14 protein-coding genes are annotated in these 15,209 nt (G+C 63.2%); 10 read left to right on the forward strand and 4 right to left on the reverse strand.

Annotated elements, in window-relative coordinates:
• The first annotated feature begins 17 nt into the window (after positions 1-17).
• The 4 genes from VCA57_RS17375 to VCA57_RS17390 are packed head-to-tail and all read left to right on the forward strand — an operon-like array spanning position 18 to position 2,842.
• Complete coding sequence (locus tag VCA57_RS17375; RefSeq protein ID WP_411186324.1) at positions 18-767, forward strand: SDR family oxidoreductase; 750 nt, start codon at positions 18-20, stop codon at positions 765-767.
• A 7-nt stretch (positions 768-774) separates the two neighbouring features.
• Positions 775-1,566, forward strand: coding sequence for an SDR family NAD(P)-dependent oxidoreductase (locus VCA57_RS17380; RefSeq protein WP_411186325.1), 792 nt, complete (start codon positions 775-777; stop codon positions 1,564-1,566).
• The gene (locus tag VCA57_RS17385) at positions 1,550-2,302 is read left to right on the forward strand and encodes an MFS transporter (RefSeq protein WP_411186326.1); all 753 of its coding nucleotides are present in this window, start codon (positions 1,550-1,552) and stop codon (positions 2,300-2,302) included. The genes VCA57_RS17380 and VCA57_RS17385 overlap by 17 nt, the downstream gene beginning before the upstream one ends.
• Before the next feature lie 18 nt (positions 2,303-2,320).
• Positions 2,321-2,842: a hypothetical protein gene (locus tag VCA57_RS17390; RefSeq protein WP_411186327.1), complete on the forward strand. Its 522-nt coding sequence runs from the start codon at positions 2,321-2,323 to the stop codon at positions 2,840-2,842.
• Positions 2,843-2,850: 8 nt separating this feature from the next.
• On the opposite strand, the gene VCA57_RS17395 is transcribed toward VCA57_RS17390, so the two are convergent.
• The 3 genes from VCA57_RS17395 to VCA57_RS17405 are packed head-to-tail and all read right to left on the reverse strand — an operon-like array spanning position 2,851 to position 7,911.
• Positions 2,851-4,971: a hydantoinase B/oxoprolinase family protein gene (locus VCA57_RS17395; protein WP_411186328.1), complete on the reverse strand. Its 2,121-nt coding sequence runs from the start codon at positions 4,969-4,971 to the stop codon at positions 2,851-2,853.
• Positions 4,968-7,070 (reverse strand): hydantoinase/oxoprolinase family protein, encoded by a 2,103-nt coding sequence (locus VCA57_RS17400; RefSeq protein WP_411186329.1) that lies wholly within the window; start codon positions 7,068-7,070, stop codon positions 4,968-4,970. The genes VCA57_RS17395 and VCA57_RS17400 overlap by 4 nt, the downstream gene beginning before the upstream one ends.
• Positions 7,054-7,911, reverse strand: a complete 858-nt coding sequence (locus VCA57_RS17405; RefSeq protein ID WP_411186330.1) for an NAD(P)-dependent oxidoreductase — start codon at positions 7,909-7,911, stop codon at positions 7,054-7,056. Before VCA57_RS17405 ends, VCA57_RS17400 begins: the two co-directional genes overlap by 17 nt.
• 305 nt (positions 7,912-8,216) lie before the next feature.
• On the opposite strand from VCA57_RS17405, the gene VCA57_RS17410 reads away from it, so the two are divergent.
• Complete coding sequence (locus VCA57_RS17410) at positions 8,217-8,792, forward strand: hydrolase (protein ID WP_411186331.1); 576 nt, start codon at positions 8,217-8,219, stop codon at positions 8,790-8,792.
• 66 nt (positions 8,793-8,858) lie between these two features.
• Complete coding sequence (locus VCA57_RS17415; protein WP_411186332.1) at positions 8,859-9,608, forward strand: SDR family NAD(P)-dependent oxidoreductase; 750 nt, start codon at positions 8,859-8,861, stop codon at positions 9,606-9,608.
• 236 nt (positions 9,609-9,844) lie between these two features.
• Here VCA57_RS17415 and VCA57_RS17420 read toward each other — a convergent pair whose 3' ends face one another.
• The gene (locus VCA57_RS17420; protein ID WP_411186333.1) at positions 9,845-10,516 is read right to left on the reverse strand and encodes a TetR family transcriptional regulator; all 672 of its coding nucleotides are present in this window, start codon (positions 10,514-10,516) and stop codon (positions 9,845-9,847) included.
• Positions 10,517-11,167: 651 nt separating this feature from the next.
• Between VCA57_RS17420 and VCA57_RS17425 the strand changes: the two genes are divergently transcribed.
• The 4 genes from VCA57_RS17425 to VCA57_RS17440 are packed head-to-tail and all read left to right on the forward strand — an operon-like array spanning position 11,168 to position 15,209.
• Entirely contained in the window at positions 11,168-12,679 is a 1,512-nt protein-coding gene (locus tag VCA57_RS17425) for an aldehyde dehydrogenase (protein WP_411186334.1), read from the forward strand.
• 29 nt (positions 12,680-12,708) lie between these two features.
• Entirely contained in the window at positions 12,709-13,560 is an 852-nt protein-coding gene (locus tag VCA57_RS17430) for an SDR family NAD(P)-dependent oxidoreductase (RefSeq protein WP_411186335.1), read from the forward strand.
• A gap of 15 nt (positions 13,561-13,575) precedes the next feature.
• Positions 13,576-14,343, forward strand: a complete 768-nt coding sequence (locus VCA57_RS17435) for an SDR family NAD(P)-dependent oxidoreductase (RefSeq protein ID WP_411186336.1) — start codon at positions 13,576-13,578, stop codon at positions 14,341-14,343.
• A gap of 17 nt (positions 14,344-14,360) precedes the next feature.
• A complete protein-coding gene (locus VCA57_RS17440; protein WP_411186337.1) occupies positions 14,361-15,209 on the forward strand; it encodes an N-acyl homoserine lactonase family protein in 849 nt (282 codons plus the stop codon).

Genomic DNA, 15,209 nt, shown 5'->3' on the forward strand with positions numbered 1-15,209 from the left:
ACTGAAGGAGTTACTTCATGCGTTTTCAGAACAAGGTTGCGATTGTCACCGGGGCCGGACAGGGCATCGGCGAAGCCTATGCCAAGGCACTTGCCGCCGAAGGTGCGGCGGTGGTGATCGCCGAGATCGACGCCGGCAACGGCGAGCGCGTCGCAGGGGAAATCGAAAGCGCGGGTGGGCGGGCCTTGTTCGTGCGCACCGATGTCTCTTCGCCATCCTCGACCGAAGCGCTCGCCGTGCAGACGGTGGAGCACTTCGGCGGCATCGACCTGTTGATCAATAACGCCGCAATCTTCGCCGGCATGCGCCGCGAAGGCCTGCTGAAAGTGGACTACGCTTACTACCAGCGCTTCATGGAAGTGAACATGAATGGCGCCCTGATCGTCACGCGTGCCGTGTACGAGCACATGGTCAAGCGCGGAGGCGGCGCCATCGTCAATCAGTCGTCGACCGCCGCCTACCTGGCGGGTAACTACTACAGCATCGCCAAGACCGGACTGAATGCCCTGACGATTGGGCTGGCCAAGGAGCTCGGACCGCTGAGCATTCGCATCAACGGCATAGCTCCCGGCCCTACCGACACCATGGCGACGCAGACCAGTGTTCCTGCCGAGCGTCTGCAAAGCCTGCTTTCTTCATTGCCGCTCAAGCGTATCGGCCAGACCGACGACATCGTCAAAGCCTGCCTGTTCCTGTTGTCCGACGACGCCAGCTGGATTACGGGCCAGACCTGGTGTGTGGATGGCGGACAGATCCTGAAGATCTGAGCCCGACATGGATCTCGGACTGCGCGATCGAGTCGTGCTCGTGGTGGGCGCCGGCAGTGGCATCGGTGCTGCGACGGCCGAGGTGCTCGCGGCCGAAGGCGCGCACCTCGTATTGATGGGGCGGCGCGAGGCGGCGTTGCAGGAGACGGCGGCGCGCCTGCCTGCTAGCGGGGCGCCACCGCTGCTGGTGGCGCTCGATGCGAGCGTCGAGGGCGCAATGGAAGAAGCGGTCGCGCGTACCCTCGATCGATTCGGCGCCTTGCATTCACTGGCGGTGATTGCCGGACCGATGGGGCCGCGGGGATCGTTGCATGAAATGGACCCTAGCGCCTGGCAGCATTACTTCGATTCCGGCCTGATGATCGCCGTGCGCGCCTGCAAGGCGGCGCTCGTGCCCATGCGTGCACAGGGTGTGGGCAGCATCGTCACCACCTCGGCCTATTCGATCCGCGCGCAAAAGCCGGCCCTGATCGCCTATACCGCGGCAAAGGCTGCGATCGCCAGCATCACCAAAAACATCGCCAAGACCTACGGTCCGGAGGGCATCCGGGCCAACTGCATCGCGCCGGGCGTAGTCGAAAAGGACGCGGCCACGCGCGCCGTCCTGGCTGAGCGCTACGGCGTCCCCGAGGCGCGGGCGCGCTACGAGTATGTGCGGCGGGAGTTCCAGATGGCCGTCGCACTCGAACGCGTCGGTCAGCACCGCGAGTTCGCCGACGTGATCGCCTTCCTGCTTTCCGAGCGGGCGTCCTACGTGACCGGTGCCACCATCAATATCGACGGTGGCAGCGATTTCTGATCGAACGGCGGGAGACCTGCGTGATTCTCGAATAGCGTCGATCGCCGAGGCGGGCTGCAATCCGCCATCGCATTCGATGATCGCCGACCTCTATCCGCTGACGCACCGCGCGACGGCGATCGGCTTCTTCAACGCCACCGCCTCTATCGGAATCGGCCTGGGTTTGTTCCTCGGTGGATGGCTCAGTTCGCACTTCGAATGGCGAACGGTTTTCCTTATGGTCGGCCTGCCTGCCTGCCTGCCTGGCGAGGCGCTGGCGCTGGTGGTGCGCTATGCGATCGCCGATCCACCGCGCGGCTTGTCGGAAGGCATGCCAGACGCGGATGCCCCTTCATGGAAGGACACCCTGCGCCGGCTGACCGCCATGCCCACGTTCCGGTTCCTGGTGTGCACCGCGTCCAGTTGTGCGCTCGTGAACTACGCCATCCACGGATGTGCCGCCACTTTCTTTCTGCGTATTCTCCACATGAGTCCGAAGGATGTGGGAATCATGCTCGGCAGTGCTTCTGCTGTGGGTTTGTTGCTCTGTACCATTGGCAGCGGCATGCTCGCCGACTGGCTCGGCCGTCGCAACATCCGCTGGTACATGCGCATCCCGGGTGTGGGTATGCTGCTGGCGATTCCCTTCTTCGCCCTGGCGCTCCTGGTGCCCGATCCACGCCAGTCGTTCGTGTTCTATTGCCCGGCCATCGGCCTGCTGTCGACCTGGGCGTCGCCGATCCACTCCATGACTTAGACACTGGCCAAACCAAGGATGCGGGGGCTTGCATCCGCGCTGATCTCGTTCTTCATCAACATGATCGGCTACGGACTAGGGCCGCTGGTAGTGGGCGCCTTGAACGATGTGCTCAGTCCACGCTTCGGTGTCGAGGCGATTCGCTATTCGCTGCTGTCGGTAATTGCGCTTGCCGTCGTGGCGGCGGCATTGTGTTTTGCGGCCAACGGCTCGGTCGAGGAGGACTACCGCCGCGCCCGGGCGTGCGATGCCAGAAGAGACCCGCCCGCCGACGCCTTGCTTGCGTGCCGTGCGGGCGGGATGTACGAGCTTCCTGATATTCCTGCACCGCTCCCCACCAGATTGCCGCTCGATCGATATCTGTGTGATCAAGCACGCCGGTGGCGGTCAGTTCCACTGACGACCCCTGCATTTGCCGTTGAGCAAAGTCGCCGGCCGGCTTGCAGCCCAAGGCCCGCCCCCTCAACGGAAGCGAGCCCTGGTCAGAGCGCGGGGTTGGCGGTGGAGGCCACCCAATATCGCGGCCTCCAGGATGAGTAGCTAACGGATCAGTCTGCGGCAGACCTTTCCCAGTGGCGTGGACGACTTCCCAGCGTGCAGGGCTCGCCCGGCGGGGCGGCGTCTACCAGCAGAGCGCGCCCGTTGGCGGGATCGAGGTAGGTGCGTAAAACCACTGCGCCATCGAGCTGTTCCTCCAGGCAGGGGCAGCCGTCGATCCAAGTGTCGGGGGCATCGGCGAGCGGTGTACCGCTGTCGCTCGCGTAGGCGACGCCGTTGTGGTGCTCGACGCCCGGATAGATCGTCCGGCCCTGTCCCCTGAGCTGCGGCGCCAGTATCTCGCGCTGGTTGAGGGGCTTGCGGGCGGGCAGCGCTCGTTGCAGTCGGGCCTGGCGCAGGGACTCGCGGCAGTCGCGCGTCTGCGCGTCATCGGGCATGCCGTCATGCGCAAGCACGACCCCGTACACGGCGTGCGCCTCGTCGACCGTCAGCCGCGACTGGCGTACGTCGCGTGCCACGGCCTCGGGAGTGCGATCCAGGGGATCGCCGAAACCGCCGCCGGAGCCGAGGCTGAACTCGAAGATGTCCGTGTCGTTCACCACCAGGCCATCCGCGTGCCCGGAAACGGCCTCGAACGGGCCCTGTCCGCGCTGCACCCTAAACTGCGTGGTCGCCCCCGGACGACCGCCGGCGAAACCCAGCAGTGGCAGGTGTTCCCGCATGCCGAGCATGACGCCGGTCCAGGAAGAGGTCTTGTGGGGCTTGTAGCTCATGTTGCACCCCGCGCCTGCACGATAGCGGCCGGCTCCTTCGGCGCCGGTACGCGGACACTTCTCCAGCACCAAGGCCGGATAGCGCGACTCGAACGATTCCACGTCCACGGCCTCGATGATCGCCTTGCGTGCGACCATGAAGCTGAACAGGTCGTAGCCGTCGCGATCATGTCCGGCCGAACCGCCGGCCAGGGCGCCGTCGAGCATTAACCAGCCGTCGTGTCCACCGCCTTGCTGTTGATATGACCAAGTATGCAAGCCCATGCACGAAGGCGAGACCGGGCCAGACAAGAGGTGTCGACCGGGGGCATCCTCGCCCGACGCGCAGATGGCCATCATCAGGCACTGCTGCGCCGCCATGCTGGCATTCAGTGCGACGTCGAAGTGGGCCGAGGCCGTCGGGGCTGGCGGCGCGGCATTGACCACGGTGCCCGGGGGGCAGCGAAGCTCGATTATATCGAACATGGCGGCCGACAGAGGCAGATCATGGGTCAGCACGTCGGTGACGTCGCTGACCACGATGGCCTGGATCACGTGGGGTTTGGAGTTGAAGAAGTGATCGCACTGGGGGGCGGCGCCCTCGAAATCGAGCAGCATACGTTCGCCTTCGATGGTCAGCTGGCAGGGCACCGGGTAGCGCTCCTCATTCCACTCGGTCCAGGTGGTCATGTAATAGACCCCGTCTGCCAGCAGGCCGATGCGCCGCCGCAGCTCGCGCGAGACGACATTGCGCAAGGCCTGAACCGCGGCGAGGAAGCGCTCGCTGCCCCAGGGCTGCACCAGCGACAGCACCTTGTCGTTCACCACTTGGCAGCCGGCCACGAGGCTGCGGATATCCATCTCGAGCAGCTGTGGCACGCGGACGTTGTTGCGGATCACGGCCCAGATGTCGTGCATCTCCTCGCCTTTACGGAACAGGCGCACGGGAGGCAGTCGCAGGGCTTCCTGGTAACACTCGGTTGCTGCGGGCGACCATGATCCGAAGGCCATGCCGCCCACATCGATCATGTGGCCCGAGTTTGCGACCCAGGCGACGAGCCGTCCCTCATGGAAGATCGGTCGCTGCACCACCACATCCATGTAGTGCAGGCCGCCACCGTTGTGCGGGTCGTTGGCAATGAAGACATCGCCCGGCGCGATGCTGTCGCGAAAATGTTGCAGGGTGTATTGCACGGCATGGCTGCAGGCGCCGAAGTGATGTGCGATGGCGCCGCCGCCGACGATCAGGTGGCCTTCTGCGTCGAGCAGCGAACACGAGCAGTCGCGCGACTCGGCAATGGTGGGCGAGCACGCAGTGCGCTCGATGGTAAGGGCGCCTTCCTCCGCCATCGCCTCGAGGCGGGTACGCAGTACTTCCATCGCGATGGCGTCGAATTCAAAATCGGTAGCCTGATTCATTGGAGTATCTCCAGGTTCAGAGTGCGATAGGCATCGACGATCGCCCGCACCCCTTGGGGAATCCATAGGGTGGTGTCACTGCTATCGACAAGGGCGGGCCCTTCGACGGTGTGGCCGGGTTGTAGTGCGCTGCCGTCGACGACCTGGACCTCGAAGGCCGGTCGCGCCGCGTCCAGGTAGAGTGTGCGCAGTCCGCTCAGCGGGGTTCCGTCACCGGCAGTGCGCTGCGGTTCCTGGGCGGTGAGGTCGGCACGTACGGTGCGCCCGCAACCGATGGCCCGCAGGGCGACGAGTTCTACCGGCGTACCGCTGACCAATGCGCCCTGTCCGTAGCGCCGACCATACTCGGCCTTGAATTCTTCGATGATGCGCTGCTGCTCGGCCGTATCGAGGCCGCTCGAACAGGCGACCGGCAGTTCCCATTGCTGACGCATGAACCGCAGATCTGCCTCCAGGGTGACCGAGCGATCGTCGTCGGCGACGCCGTCGGCGGACAGGTCGGCCAGAACGGCCTGTCGCAGTTCGTCCAGTCGCGCTTGCACGGTTTCGGCCGGGCAGGGCAGTAGCAGGCTGATGCTGCGGCTGCGTTCGCGGCGAATGTCGGCGTTGGCCGCGCCAAAGGCCGACAGAACCGAGGTCAGCTCCGGCACCAGTACACGGCGTATCCCCAGTTCCTGGGCGATCGAGGCGTTGAACAGGCCGCCACAGCCGCCCATGCTGACGATTGCGTGTTCCGTGGCATCGAGGCCCTTCTGCGCGAACTGCGCACGCAAGGCGCGCACCATTTCGACTTTGGCAATCTCGTAGATGCCCCAGGCCGTCTGCATCGCATCCGAACCGAGTTGTTCGCCCAGCCGCGCGCAGGCCTGCAGCGCGGCGGCCCTGTCCAGGCCCATGTCGCCACCGAGAAAACGGCTGGGGTCGATGTAGCCGAGAACGACCAGTGCATCGGTGACGGTGGCTTCGGTGCCGCCGCGGCCATAGCAGGCAGGGCCGGGATAGGCGCCCGCGGAGCGCGGCCCGACGCGCAGCAGCCCGAGGGCATCCACCCACGCGAGGGAGCCACCGCCGGCGGTAACCGATTCGATATCGACCATGGGCATGGCCGTCCAGATGCCCATCAGCTCTCCGCGAGTGCGGCGCAAGGGTTCGCCATGGCGCACGATAGCCATGTCAAAGGAGGTGCCGCCCATGTCGCAGGCCACCGCATTGGCGACGCCGGCGGCGCGGCACACCGCCTGTGCGCCTACCACCCCGGCCGCCGGCCCGGATTCGGCCAGCATCGCCGGCGTACCGCGGCCCTCTGCCACCGTGATCGATCCGCCGCCGGAGTGGATCAGCAGCGGAGGCCGGGCCAATCCGAGCCGGCCGAGCTCCTCGACCAGCTCCTCAATGCCGTCGAGCGAGGCGCTCGTATAGGCATTGAGCAGGGCGAACATGGTCCGCTCGTACTCGCGTTCGACCGGGTACAGTGCGGCTGCCGACAGAACGGGCATTCCGGGCAAAGCCTCGCGAATCGCCGCGACGGCTGCTGCCTCATGAGCGGGATTGACGCAGCTCCAGAGAAACGACACGACGAGCGCTTCGACGCCTAGCTCCTGTTTCAGGTGCTGCGCGGCCGCTACTGCCTGGGCGCTGTCGAGCGTCTGCAGGACATCGCCATCCCGATCGATGCGCTCGTCGACACCGACGATCCAGTCACGTTCTATCAGCCCGTCTGGAGGCACCAGCCAACCATCGCGCGGCACACGGCGTACCCGCGCGATGGGGATCAGGTCCTCGAAGCCGCGAGTCGTGATCAGGCCGACCTTGCGCCCGGTGCGCGAGGCGATGTCGTTGGTGACGGCCGTGGTGCCCAGACCGAAGCGGTCGACGCGGGAAAGCATGGACTCGACGGAAATGCCTGCGCGCTCGGCGACCAGGCGGCATGCGGCAATCACCCCCCCGCCCAGTGCGCCTGTCGTCGAGGGCGCCTTGCCGCGCCATACCTGCTGGCCATCGGAGAGCACGATGTCGGTGAAAGTCCCGCCAACGTCGACGCCGATGCAGAAGCGTGCATGTGCCGTGGCCGAATTCTGCTGCTTAGCGTGTGAGACCATTGTTTCCCAACTCCGGCAGTGCGTGATCGACCAGGTGGTCGAGGATGGGCATGGCTACGCCGAGTTGCTGGTGCAGCTGACGTGCCAGATGAAGATCCTTGCTGGCCATCGCGACCATTCCTGCCGCGCCAGTGGTGTAGACCTCCTCCTGCGCCTGGATGATGTGCCAGTTATTGCTGACCCAGCTGGAGCCGACGCCGCCCGCGTTGATCACCGAGCGCCAGCGCTCCTCATCGATGCCACAGCTACGCGCCAGGCGCTGAGCTTCGCGTACCAGCAAGACATTGGAGATGGCCAGGAAGTTGCTGAGGATTTTCGTGGTCGAGCCGGCACCGACCTCGCCGACGTGGAACAGGTGTTGTGCCATGGCGGCTAGCACGGGGCGGGCCGTCTCGATGGCGGCCTCGTCGCCACCGAGGAAGAAAGTCAGCTTTCCAGCATCTGCAGCTGCGCCGCCTCCGCCGGTCATCGGTGCATCGATGACCGTGATGCCGCGCGCGCGGCCCGCCTGCGCCAGCTCCTGCGTCAGCTCGGCCGGTACCGTACTGTGAATGGTCACAATGCCGCCGGCAGCCATACCGGCAAAAACGCCCTGGTCGTCGCCATTAGGCAGACAAGCCTGTCGCACTTGCGCCTCGTCGAACAGGGCAATGCAGACGATGTTCGAGCATTGGCCTATTTCGTAGCAGCTACCGACTGGCGTTGCACCCAGTGCCGCCAGGCGATCGAGTGGCTCCTGGCGTATGTCGCGTACGCTCAATGCGAAGCCGGCCCGGGCAATGTTCGAGGCCATGCCTTCACCCATGTTGCCCAGGCCGATGAAGCCGACTGGTGGTTTCATACCTTGTCTCCCTTATTATTGTGATGGGCGCCTCTCACGCCTGAGAAAGCAGGCCGCCGTGCGTGTATCGCCTTGGAAAATCGCGCGTAGATCCGCGTCGACTGTTCGGCAAGAGACGACATATAAAATGATCATGAGTCAGTTTTATTTGGAAAATAGTAGTCACATGAGAGATATTAGGTCAATGATCTAAGGGAATGGCTGTAGTTATGGGCTATTGCTAGGTGATTGTACGTCAGTTATTATCTCGTGACCTTTGGGGGGTTAATCCCTGAATTTCACAGCAACAGATTCGAAGGTGACTCATGGAAAGTCTGACACTCGAAAACGCGGCGCTCCTGGTTGTGGATGTGCAAAAAGGCATTCTGCAGTTGCCCCTGGCGCCACATGCTGGCACCGCCGTGCTGGGCAATAGTTCACGTCTGGCGGAGGCTTTTCGCTCGTCCAGGGCTCCGGTGGCGTTGTCCAGCGTTGCCTGGGCCGCCGACTTCTCCGACGCGCTCACTCAACCTGTAGATCGCCCGCTGCCGATGCCTGAAGGCGGGCTGCCTGCGGACTGGGCCGAGCTGCCCGGGGATCTTAGTGTTAACGGTGGCGACATCGTCTTCACCAAGCGTCAGTGGAACGCCTTCTACGGCACCGAGCTGGATCTGCAGCTGCGCCGTCGCGGTATCAAGACACTGGTGATAACCGGAGTCGCCACTAACATGGGGGTAGAGTCGACGGCGCGGGCGGCTTATGACCTAGGCTACCAACTAGTGTTCGCGGAAGACGCGATCAGCAGTGTTTCGCCTGAGATGCACGCCTTCGCGTTTCAGACGATCTTTCCGATGATCGGGCGCGTGCGCACCACCGAGCAGATCATTGCTGCGCTGAAGTAGTAGGGCGATTGCTGGCTGCAGGCCAGCAGTCGCGAATTACCAGACAACTCACGAGCGGAGAAAACAATGAAAAGAGACTTCGAAGGCAAGGTGGCTCTGGTTACCGGAGCTGGCGGTGGCATAGGTGAGGCGATTGCACACGATCTCGCCGCGAACGGTGCCAAAGTGCTGGTGGTTGACGTGCAGGGGGAGATGGCTGAAATCGTCGCGGGTGCGATCTGCGAGCAAGGCGGGGTGGCGCAGGCGTATCAGGCCGATGTATCGCTGCCGGCCAGTTGCGAGGCGATGGTGAAGATGGCCGAGGAGGCTTTCGGTGCGCTGCACTATGCGGTAAATAATGCCGGGATCAGTGGCGCATTTGGGCCGTTGCAAGACGCCTCGGTCGAGGACTGGCGTCGGGTGATGGGCATCAACCTCGATGGCGTATTCTATGGTATGAAGTACCAGCTGGAAGCGATCGGTCGCGTTGGCGGTGGCGCCATCGTGAATATTGCCTCTATCTATGCCCACTTGGGCTTGAATCGGCTGGATGCCTACACTGCCAGCAAGCATGCCGTGCTCGGCTTGACCCGCTCGGTGGCGATCGAGTACGCAGCGCGTGGCATTCGTGTGAACGCCGTTTCGCCCGGCCCCATCCTGACCCCTTTGACGCGCGCGCATGCCGGCGCGACCGACTCCATCGCTGCGATGACCGCGATCAAGCGCATGGGTGAGCCGGTCGAGATCGCCAAGGCAGTGTCCTTTCTGCTGTCGCCCGATGCGTCCTTTATCGTGGGCTCGGAAATCGTCGTCGATGGCGGCGTGATGCTGAGCTGAGCTGCAACTGCGGGCGTGCCGGGTGCACGCTCGTGCTCCTCGTTCACTCTTTCGGGCGGTCTCAGGGCCGCCTTTTTTTGTTTGCCCGCAACGAGTCGCAAGCGGGACGGCCTGAGCTGCTTTTGGAAGCAAGGTTGCCAGGTGGAAAGTAGTATGCAGGGGCGAGGCGCTAGCGTCTCACCCTGTTCGATCTGGCGTAGCGCACCCGGGTCGCGGTGCCGGAACGCGGCGCAAGATCAGTCCGCTGCGGAGGCTTCAGGCGCCAATGCGTGAGCGACCAGGCGTGCCGCAGAATTAATGAGCTGCGTCCTGGACGAATGCCGCCGCCGTAACGGCAAGCGAACGACCGCCGCGACACGCTCGATCAAGACCAGTACGGCGGATGCGCCGGACAATGGCTCGAAGCCATTATCGGCCTCTTTGATGCGCTCGCTCAACAGAGTGTGAATTGGCTCTACTGCCGCGTGGCGTACATCCTCAAAGCGCTTGTCGCCCTCGTCGGCGGCAAGGTTTCTGATCCTCAGGATGGCGTGATGTTCCTGCCAGAGCGCCAAGTAGGCCTTTACCAAGGCAAGTGCATTGTCCTTTGAGTTTTCCGTCGTCCACGGAGAGCTCAGTAGTGCCTTGATTTCAGGGGTGATCTGCTCGATGGTCTGCGCAGCGGCGAGGATGGCCTGATTCACATCCTCGAAATAGACGTAGAACGCCGCCGGGGAGGTTCTTGCCGCCGCCGCGATGTCGGCAATGGTAAGCTCGGAGATGGAGCGTTTCTCGAGCAGATTCTCCGTTGCGCGCAGGAGGCGGGCGCGGGTCTCTACGCCTTTGCGGCCCAACTTCTGTCCATAAAGATTCTTCTCGGGTAATGCTGTCGTTCTGGGCTCTTCCATAACTAAGTCTGCCAGTTTCACTGTGAATGCCTTTTAGTTGACGTCGTGTCAATAGTCAGCGTGCAGGCATCTGCCAAATGGAGAAACACGGTCAACGATTGCCGGGATGCTGCTTCTAGCTGGCGGTCTTCGAACCCATGTTCGCCCGTCTGATAGGGGAGGGTGGAAGGAGGACCGGCGTTGCTAACCATAATTCACTTATCAATCGCTGGGTAATATAGCGCGTTCGCTTGCTCAGGCAAACAAGGAGGGGATTCCCTGCGGCTGTGACAGCACTCGCTTTAGCCGTCTGGCTGCGTTTAGCTGCCGCAGGGGGGGGGTCGACACGGCTCTGCCCGGCAATTTGCAATGTAGTTCTTATGAGGATGAGCTTGCATGGGCTCGATTCGACCTCGGCTATTTCCGCTGGGCAGGCGGTGTGCAAGACGATAGCGGTTTCGAAAGCAAGGTTTCCTGGCGCCGGGTGTCGGCGGCAGATCGCCCGGGCGGGCTTCCGGCACCCGGATATCGGTTGACAACTGACTATGCGTCAACTAATTTGGTCTTGCGATGCCGTAATGCAAACGCTGAGAGGGTGGCGCTGGAGGCTTATGCCCGATTCGTACCGTTCAGGAGGCCGTTTCGGTCGTCAGTGGCCTTTGCATTTTTCTCTAAACGTTTTGGATGGTCCTCATGAGTCGAGTTCTCGAAGCCGCCGGGTCCGCTTCACTTCCCGAGTTTGACCTCTATATAGACGGTCGCCGGGAGAAACCCATAGGCGGGGCGTATTTTCCCACCGACAATCCGTACACGGGCGAAGTCTGGGCGCAGATCGCGCGTGGAACCTCGGCCGACGTCGATCTTGCCGTAGCCGCTGCGCGCCGTGCGCTGCCGGTGTGGAACGGGCTGAAGCCGAGTGAGCGTGGACGTCTGCTGACGAAGATGGCCGACCTGGTCGAGGCCAACGTGGAGCGCCTGGCCGGCGCAGAAGTTCGCGACAATGGCAAGCTGTTTGCGGAAATGTTGCCGCAGATGCGTCTGGTCGCCGACTGGTTCCGCTATTACGGCGGGATGGCAGACAAGATCGAAGGTACGGTCATCCCGACGGGCAAGCCAGACATGCTCACTTTTACCCGGCAGGAGCCCCTGGGCGTCGTGGGCTTGATTACACCGTGGAATTCGCCGCTGCTGTTGCTGACCCATAAGCTGCCGACGGCGCTGGCGGCTGGCAACACGGTGGTGATCAAGCCCTCGGAGTTCACTTCCTCCTCCACCCTGGTGTTCGTCGAGCTCTTCGAGCAGGCGGGTTTTCCGCCTGGTGTGGTGAATGTCGTCAGTGGCTACGGTCACGAGGCCGGTGCGGCGCTGGTGGCGCATCCAGATATCGCCAAGATCGCGATGACCGGCTCGGAGGCGGGTGGACGCAAGATCAACGAGGCTGCGGCGTGCGATTTCAAGCATGTGGCGCTCGAGCTCGGTGGCAAGTCGCCGAACATCGTCTTTGCAGACGCCGATTTCGAAGCGGCCGTGGTCGGTGCGATCGCCGGGATCTTCGCCGCGAGCGGACAGACCTGTATCGCCGGCTCGCGGCTGCTGTTGCAGCGTTCCATTCACGATCGTTTCGTCGAGCGACTGGTCGAGATCGCCGGGCAGGCCAGGATCGGTGATCCCATGCTGGCCACCACACACGTCGGACCCGTGGCCACATCCCCCCAGTTCGACAAGGTGCTGCAGTACATCGAGATCGCCAAGGGCGAAGGCGCCACTTGCGTGCTCGGCGGTGGAGCTTACACCGGGGAGGGTGCACAGGGCGGACGTTTCGTGGCCCCGACCATCTTTACCGGGGTGAACAATCAAATGCGCATCGCTCGCGAGGAAGTGTTCGGTCCCGTGCTGTCCATCATCCCGTTCGACACCGAGGAGGAGGCCTATGAAATCGCCAACGACACGCCCTACGGACTGGCGGCGGGGGTCTGGACCTCCGACATGGGCCGCATGATACGCGCCTCGGAGCGCCTCCAGGCAGGCACGGTATGGGTCAATACCTACCGTGTCGGCGGGGTGTCGACGCCGTTCGGTGGCTACAAACATAGCGGCCTCGGGCGTGAGGGCGGTATCGCGGCGATCAAGGAGTGGCAGCAGACCAAGACCGTATGGATCTGCGGCAAGCCTGACACCAACCACCCTTTCGTTATGCGGCACTGAGGCCATAGCCGCACCTGGAGGAGACGAGAATGGATATTAAGAACAAGGGCTGCGTCGTCACCGGCGCCGGCAGCGGCATTGGCCGCGGGATTGCACTCGCATTGGTCGACGCGGGTGCCCAGGGCGTCATCATTGCCGATGTGCAGCTCGAGCGGGCGCAGGCCGTGTGTGGTGAGATCGAGGCCATGGGCGGCAAAGCTCTACCCTTCCGGTGCGATGTGCGCCGGGCGGACTCCGTGGAGCAGTTGGCCGAGTTCGCATGGCGCGAACTCGGGCACGTCGAGATTCTGTGCAACAACGCGGGCGTGATCAATACCGGTGCTGGTTTCGACACCAGCGACGACGATCTGCGCTGGCAGTTCGAGGTCAATGTATACGGCGTGTTCAATGGCTGCCGCGCGTTCGGCCGCCGCTTCCTCGAAAGCGACGAGCGCGCCTGGATCTGCAATACCGCCTCGCATCACGCGGTCGGAACACCCACCAAGGGCGTGGCGACCTACGTCGCGACCAAGCATGCGGTGCTTGGCTTTAGCGACGCCTTCCGGCTCGAATATGGCGAACGTATCGGCTTCAGCGTGCTGTGCCCGGGCATCATCAATACCGAGCTGTGGGATGCGGGGCGCAATCGACCCCAGGAGCTGGGCAGCGCCTTCATCGGCAGCGAACAGAATCACAGTGCGTTGCAGGCGTACGGCATGAGTCCCGAGATGGTCGGGCAATTGGTCGCAAGCGGCATCCAGCAGGAAGAGTTCCTGATCTGGACGCATCCGTATTCGAGCGAACTGGTCGAGAGCCGCTACACCGAGTGCCGCGATTCGATACAGCGGCAGTGGCCGGACGGGCCGCAGCCCTTCCACAAGCGCACGCCGAGCAAGGTTTGAACAAGGGGCAAGGGCATGGAGCTGAAAAATAAGATCGCCATCGTGCTGGGAGCGTCCACGGTCGGGGGCATGGGCGAGGCCGTCGCGCGACGGCTAAAGCGTGAAGGCGCTACCGTGGTGGTGTCCGGATTGGGCGCCGAGACGCTGAAGTCACTTGCCGGGCAGCTGGAAGGCACGCCGTTCGAGGCAGATATCACCGACTCGGAGCAGATGGCCGCACTGGTGGCGCATACGCTCGAGACCCATGGTCGTCTGGATATCGCCATCAACGTGGCCGGCGTGGCACCGCGTGTGCCGTTTTGCGACTTCACCGACGCGCACCTGATGTTCATGGCGAAAATGCACTTCATCGGCCCGGCCATGTTCATCAAGCATGCCGCCGAGGTGATCGCGGACGACGGTGCGATCGTCAACGTGTCGTCGCTGTCGGCCTACGACGCGATGCCGGGCATCGTCGGATACGCCGCATCTAAACTGGCCGGCGACCGGGTGGTGCGGGGGGCGGCGCTGGAGTATCGGCACAAGCGCCTGCGTATCAACGGCATCGTGCCGTCGCTGGTTCCGACCGGGCTGTCGCGCCAGGGCATGCGCAACTACGGCGCGGATCCCGAGCCTTTCGAGCAGAGTTTCGTCGACCAGACCCCGCTGGGCCGGCTGGCCCGCCCCGAAGATATCGCCGCCATGGCCTTCATGCTGGTGCGGGATGAATTCTTCGAAACCGGGCAGATCTTCACGTGCACCGGCGGCAATGCGCTGCTGGGACATCCGCGCCACATCGGCTAACAGTTGAGGGAAGAGCCATGAAAGAAACAAAAGTCTACCTGCTCGACGGCGGCACCATGGCGCTCGATCGCAGCTACCTGTTCCTCGAGGCGGGCCTGGCGGGCGAAGAGCGTTTTCCGGTGTATGGCGTGCTCATCGATCACCCCGACGGCAAGTTCCTGTTCGATACCGGCTTCGACAAGGACCACGTGTGCAAGACGGCCCCCTTCACCAAACCGCAGCAGACCGAGCGTCAGACGCTGCCGGGTCAGCTCGATCTGCTGAAGATGCGGCCTTCTGAGATCACCCACGTGATCAACTCCCACTATCACCTCGATCACTGCGGCGGCAACAAATACTGTACTTGTGCGACGACGGTATGCCACCACCTCGAATTGCAGGCCTTCAGCGCCCCGAGCGAATCGGAGATGGTGGGCTACTCGGACACCAGTTTCGCACCTAACCTGCGGCGCGATTACTCGGCGGCGCAAGCGCAAGATACCGCCGAACGGGCGGCGGAAACTGCTCGGAAGGTGGAAGCGAGCGCGATGGATATTTTTACTCCGCGCTTCGAAACGCTGGGTGGCGACCAGGAAATCGCCAAGGGGATCCATCTATTCGAAACCCTGGGGCACACGGCGGGGCATTACAGTCTGATGGTGACGCTTGCAAATCGGCGGCCGATGCTGTTTACCGCCGACGCCTGCTATTCGCAGAAAAACCTCGACATGATGTGCATCCAGGCCGGAAATCACGATCCCGAACAGGCGCGTGCCTCGCTGCAGCGCCTGAAGGATCTGGCGGAGAAGTACGACGCGGAACTGTTCTTCTCGCACGACGCCGAGAGCTACAAGAACTACCGTAAGGCGCCTTTGCCCTACCTGTGA

This window comes from Pseudomonas sp. (assembly GCF_046581935.1).
GTDB lineage: Bacteria > Pseudomonadota > Gammaproteobacteria > Pseudomonadales > Pseudomonadaceae > Aquipseudomonas.

What these genes read in the sequence shown, in the direction of transcription:
- VCA57_RS17390 (WP_411186327.1), top strand. Translation starts at nt 2,321, where the DNA reads ATGCGGGGGCTTGCATCCGCGCTGATCTCGTTCTTCATCAACATGATC.
- VCA57_RS17400 (WP_411186329.1), bottom strand. Translation starts at nt 7,070, where the DNA reads ATGGTCTCACACGCTAAGCAGCAGAATTCGGCCACGGCACATGCACGC.
- VCA57_RS17380 (WP_411186325.1), top strand. Translation starts at nt 775, where the DNA reads ATGGATCTCGGACTGCGCGATCGAGTCGTGCTCGTGGTGGGCGCCGGC.
- VCA57_RS17405 (WP_411186330.1), bottom strand. Translation starts at nt 7,911, where the DNA reads ATGAAACCACCAGTCGGCTTCATCGGCCTGGGCAACATGGGTGAAGGC.
- VCA57_RS17415 (WP_411186332.1), top strand. Translation starts at nt 8,859, where the DNA reads ATGAAAAGAGACTTCGAAGGCAAGGTGGCTCTGGTTACCGGAGCTGGC.
- VCA57_RS17375 (WP_411186324.1), top strand. Translation starts at nt 18, where the DNA reads ATGCGTTTTCAGAACAAGGTTGCGATTGTCACCGGGGCCGGACAGGGC.
- VCA57_RS17440 (WP_411186337.1), top strand. Translation starts at nt 14,361, where the DNA reads ATGAAAGAAACAAAAGTCTACCTGCTCGACGGCGGCACCATGGCGCTC.
- VCA57_RS17425 (WP_411186334.1), top strand. Translation starts at nt 11,168, where the DNA reads ATGAGTCGAGTTCTCGAAGCCGCCGGGTCCGCTTCACTTCCCGAGTTT.
- VCA57_RS17430 (WP_411186335.1), top strand. Translation starts at nt 12,709, where the DNA reads ATGGATATTAAGAACAAGGGCTGCGTCGTCACCGGCGCCGGCAGCGGC.
- VCA57_RS17395 (WP_411186328.1), bottom strand. Translation starts at nt 4,971, where the DNA reads ATGAATCAGGCTACCGATTTTGAATTCGACGCCATCGCGATGGAAGTA.
- VCA57_RS17435 (WP_411186336.1), top strand. Translation starts at nt 13,576, where the DNA reads ATGGAGCTGAAAAATAAGATCGCCATCGTGCTGGGAGCGTCCACGGTC.
- VCA57_RS17410 (WP_411186331.1), top strand. Translation starts at nt 8,217, where the DNA reads ATGGAAAGTCTGACACTCGAAAACGCGGCGCTCCTGGTTGTGGATGTG.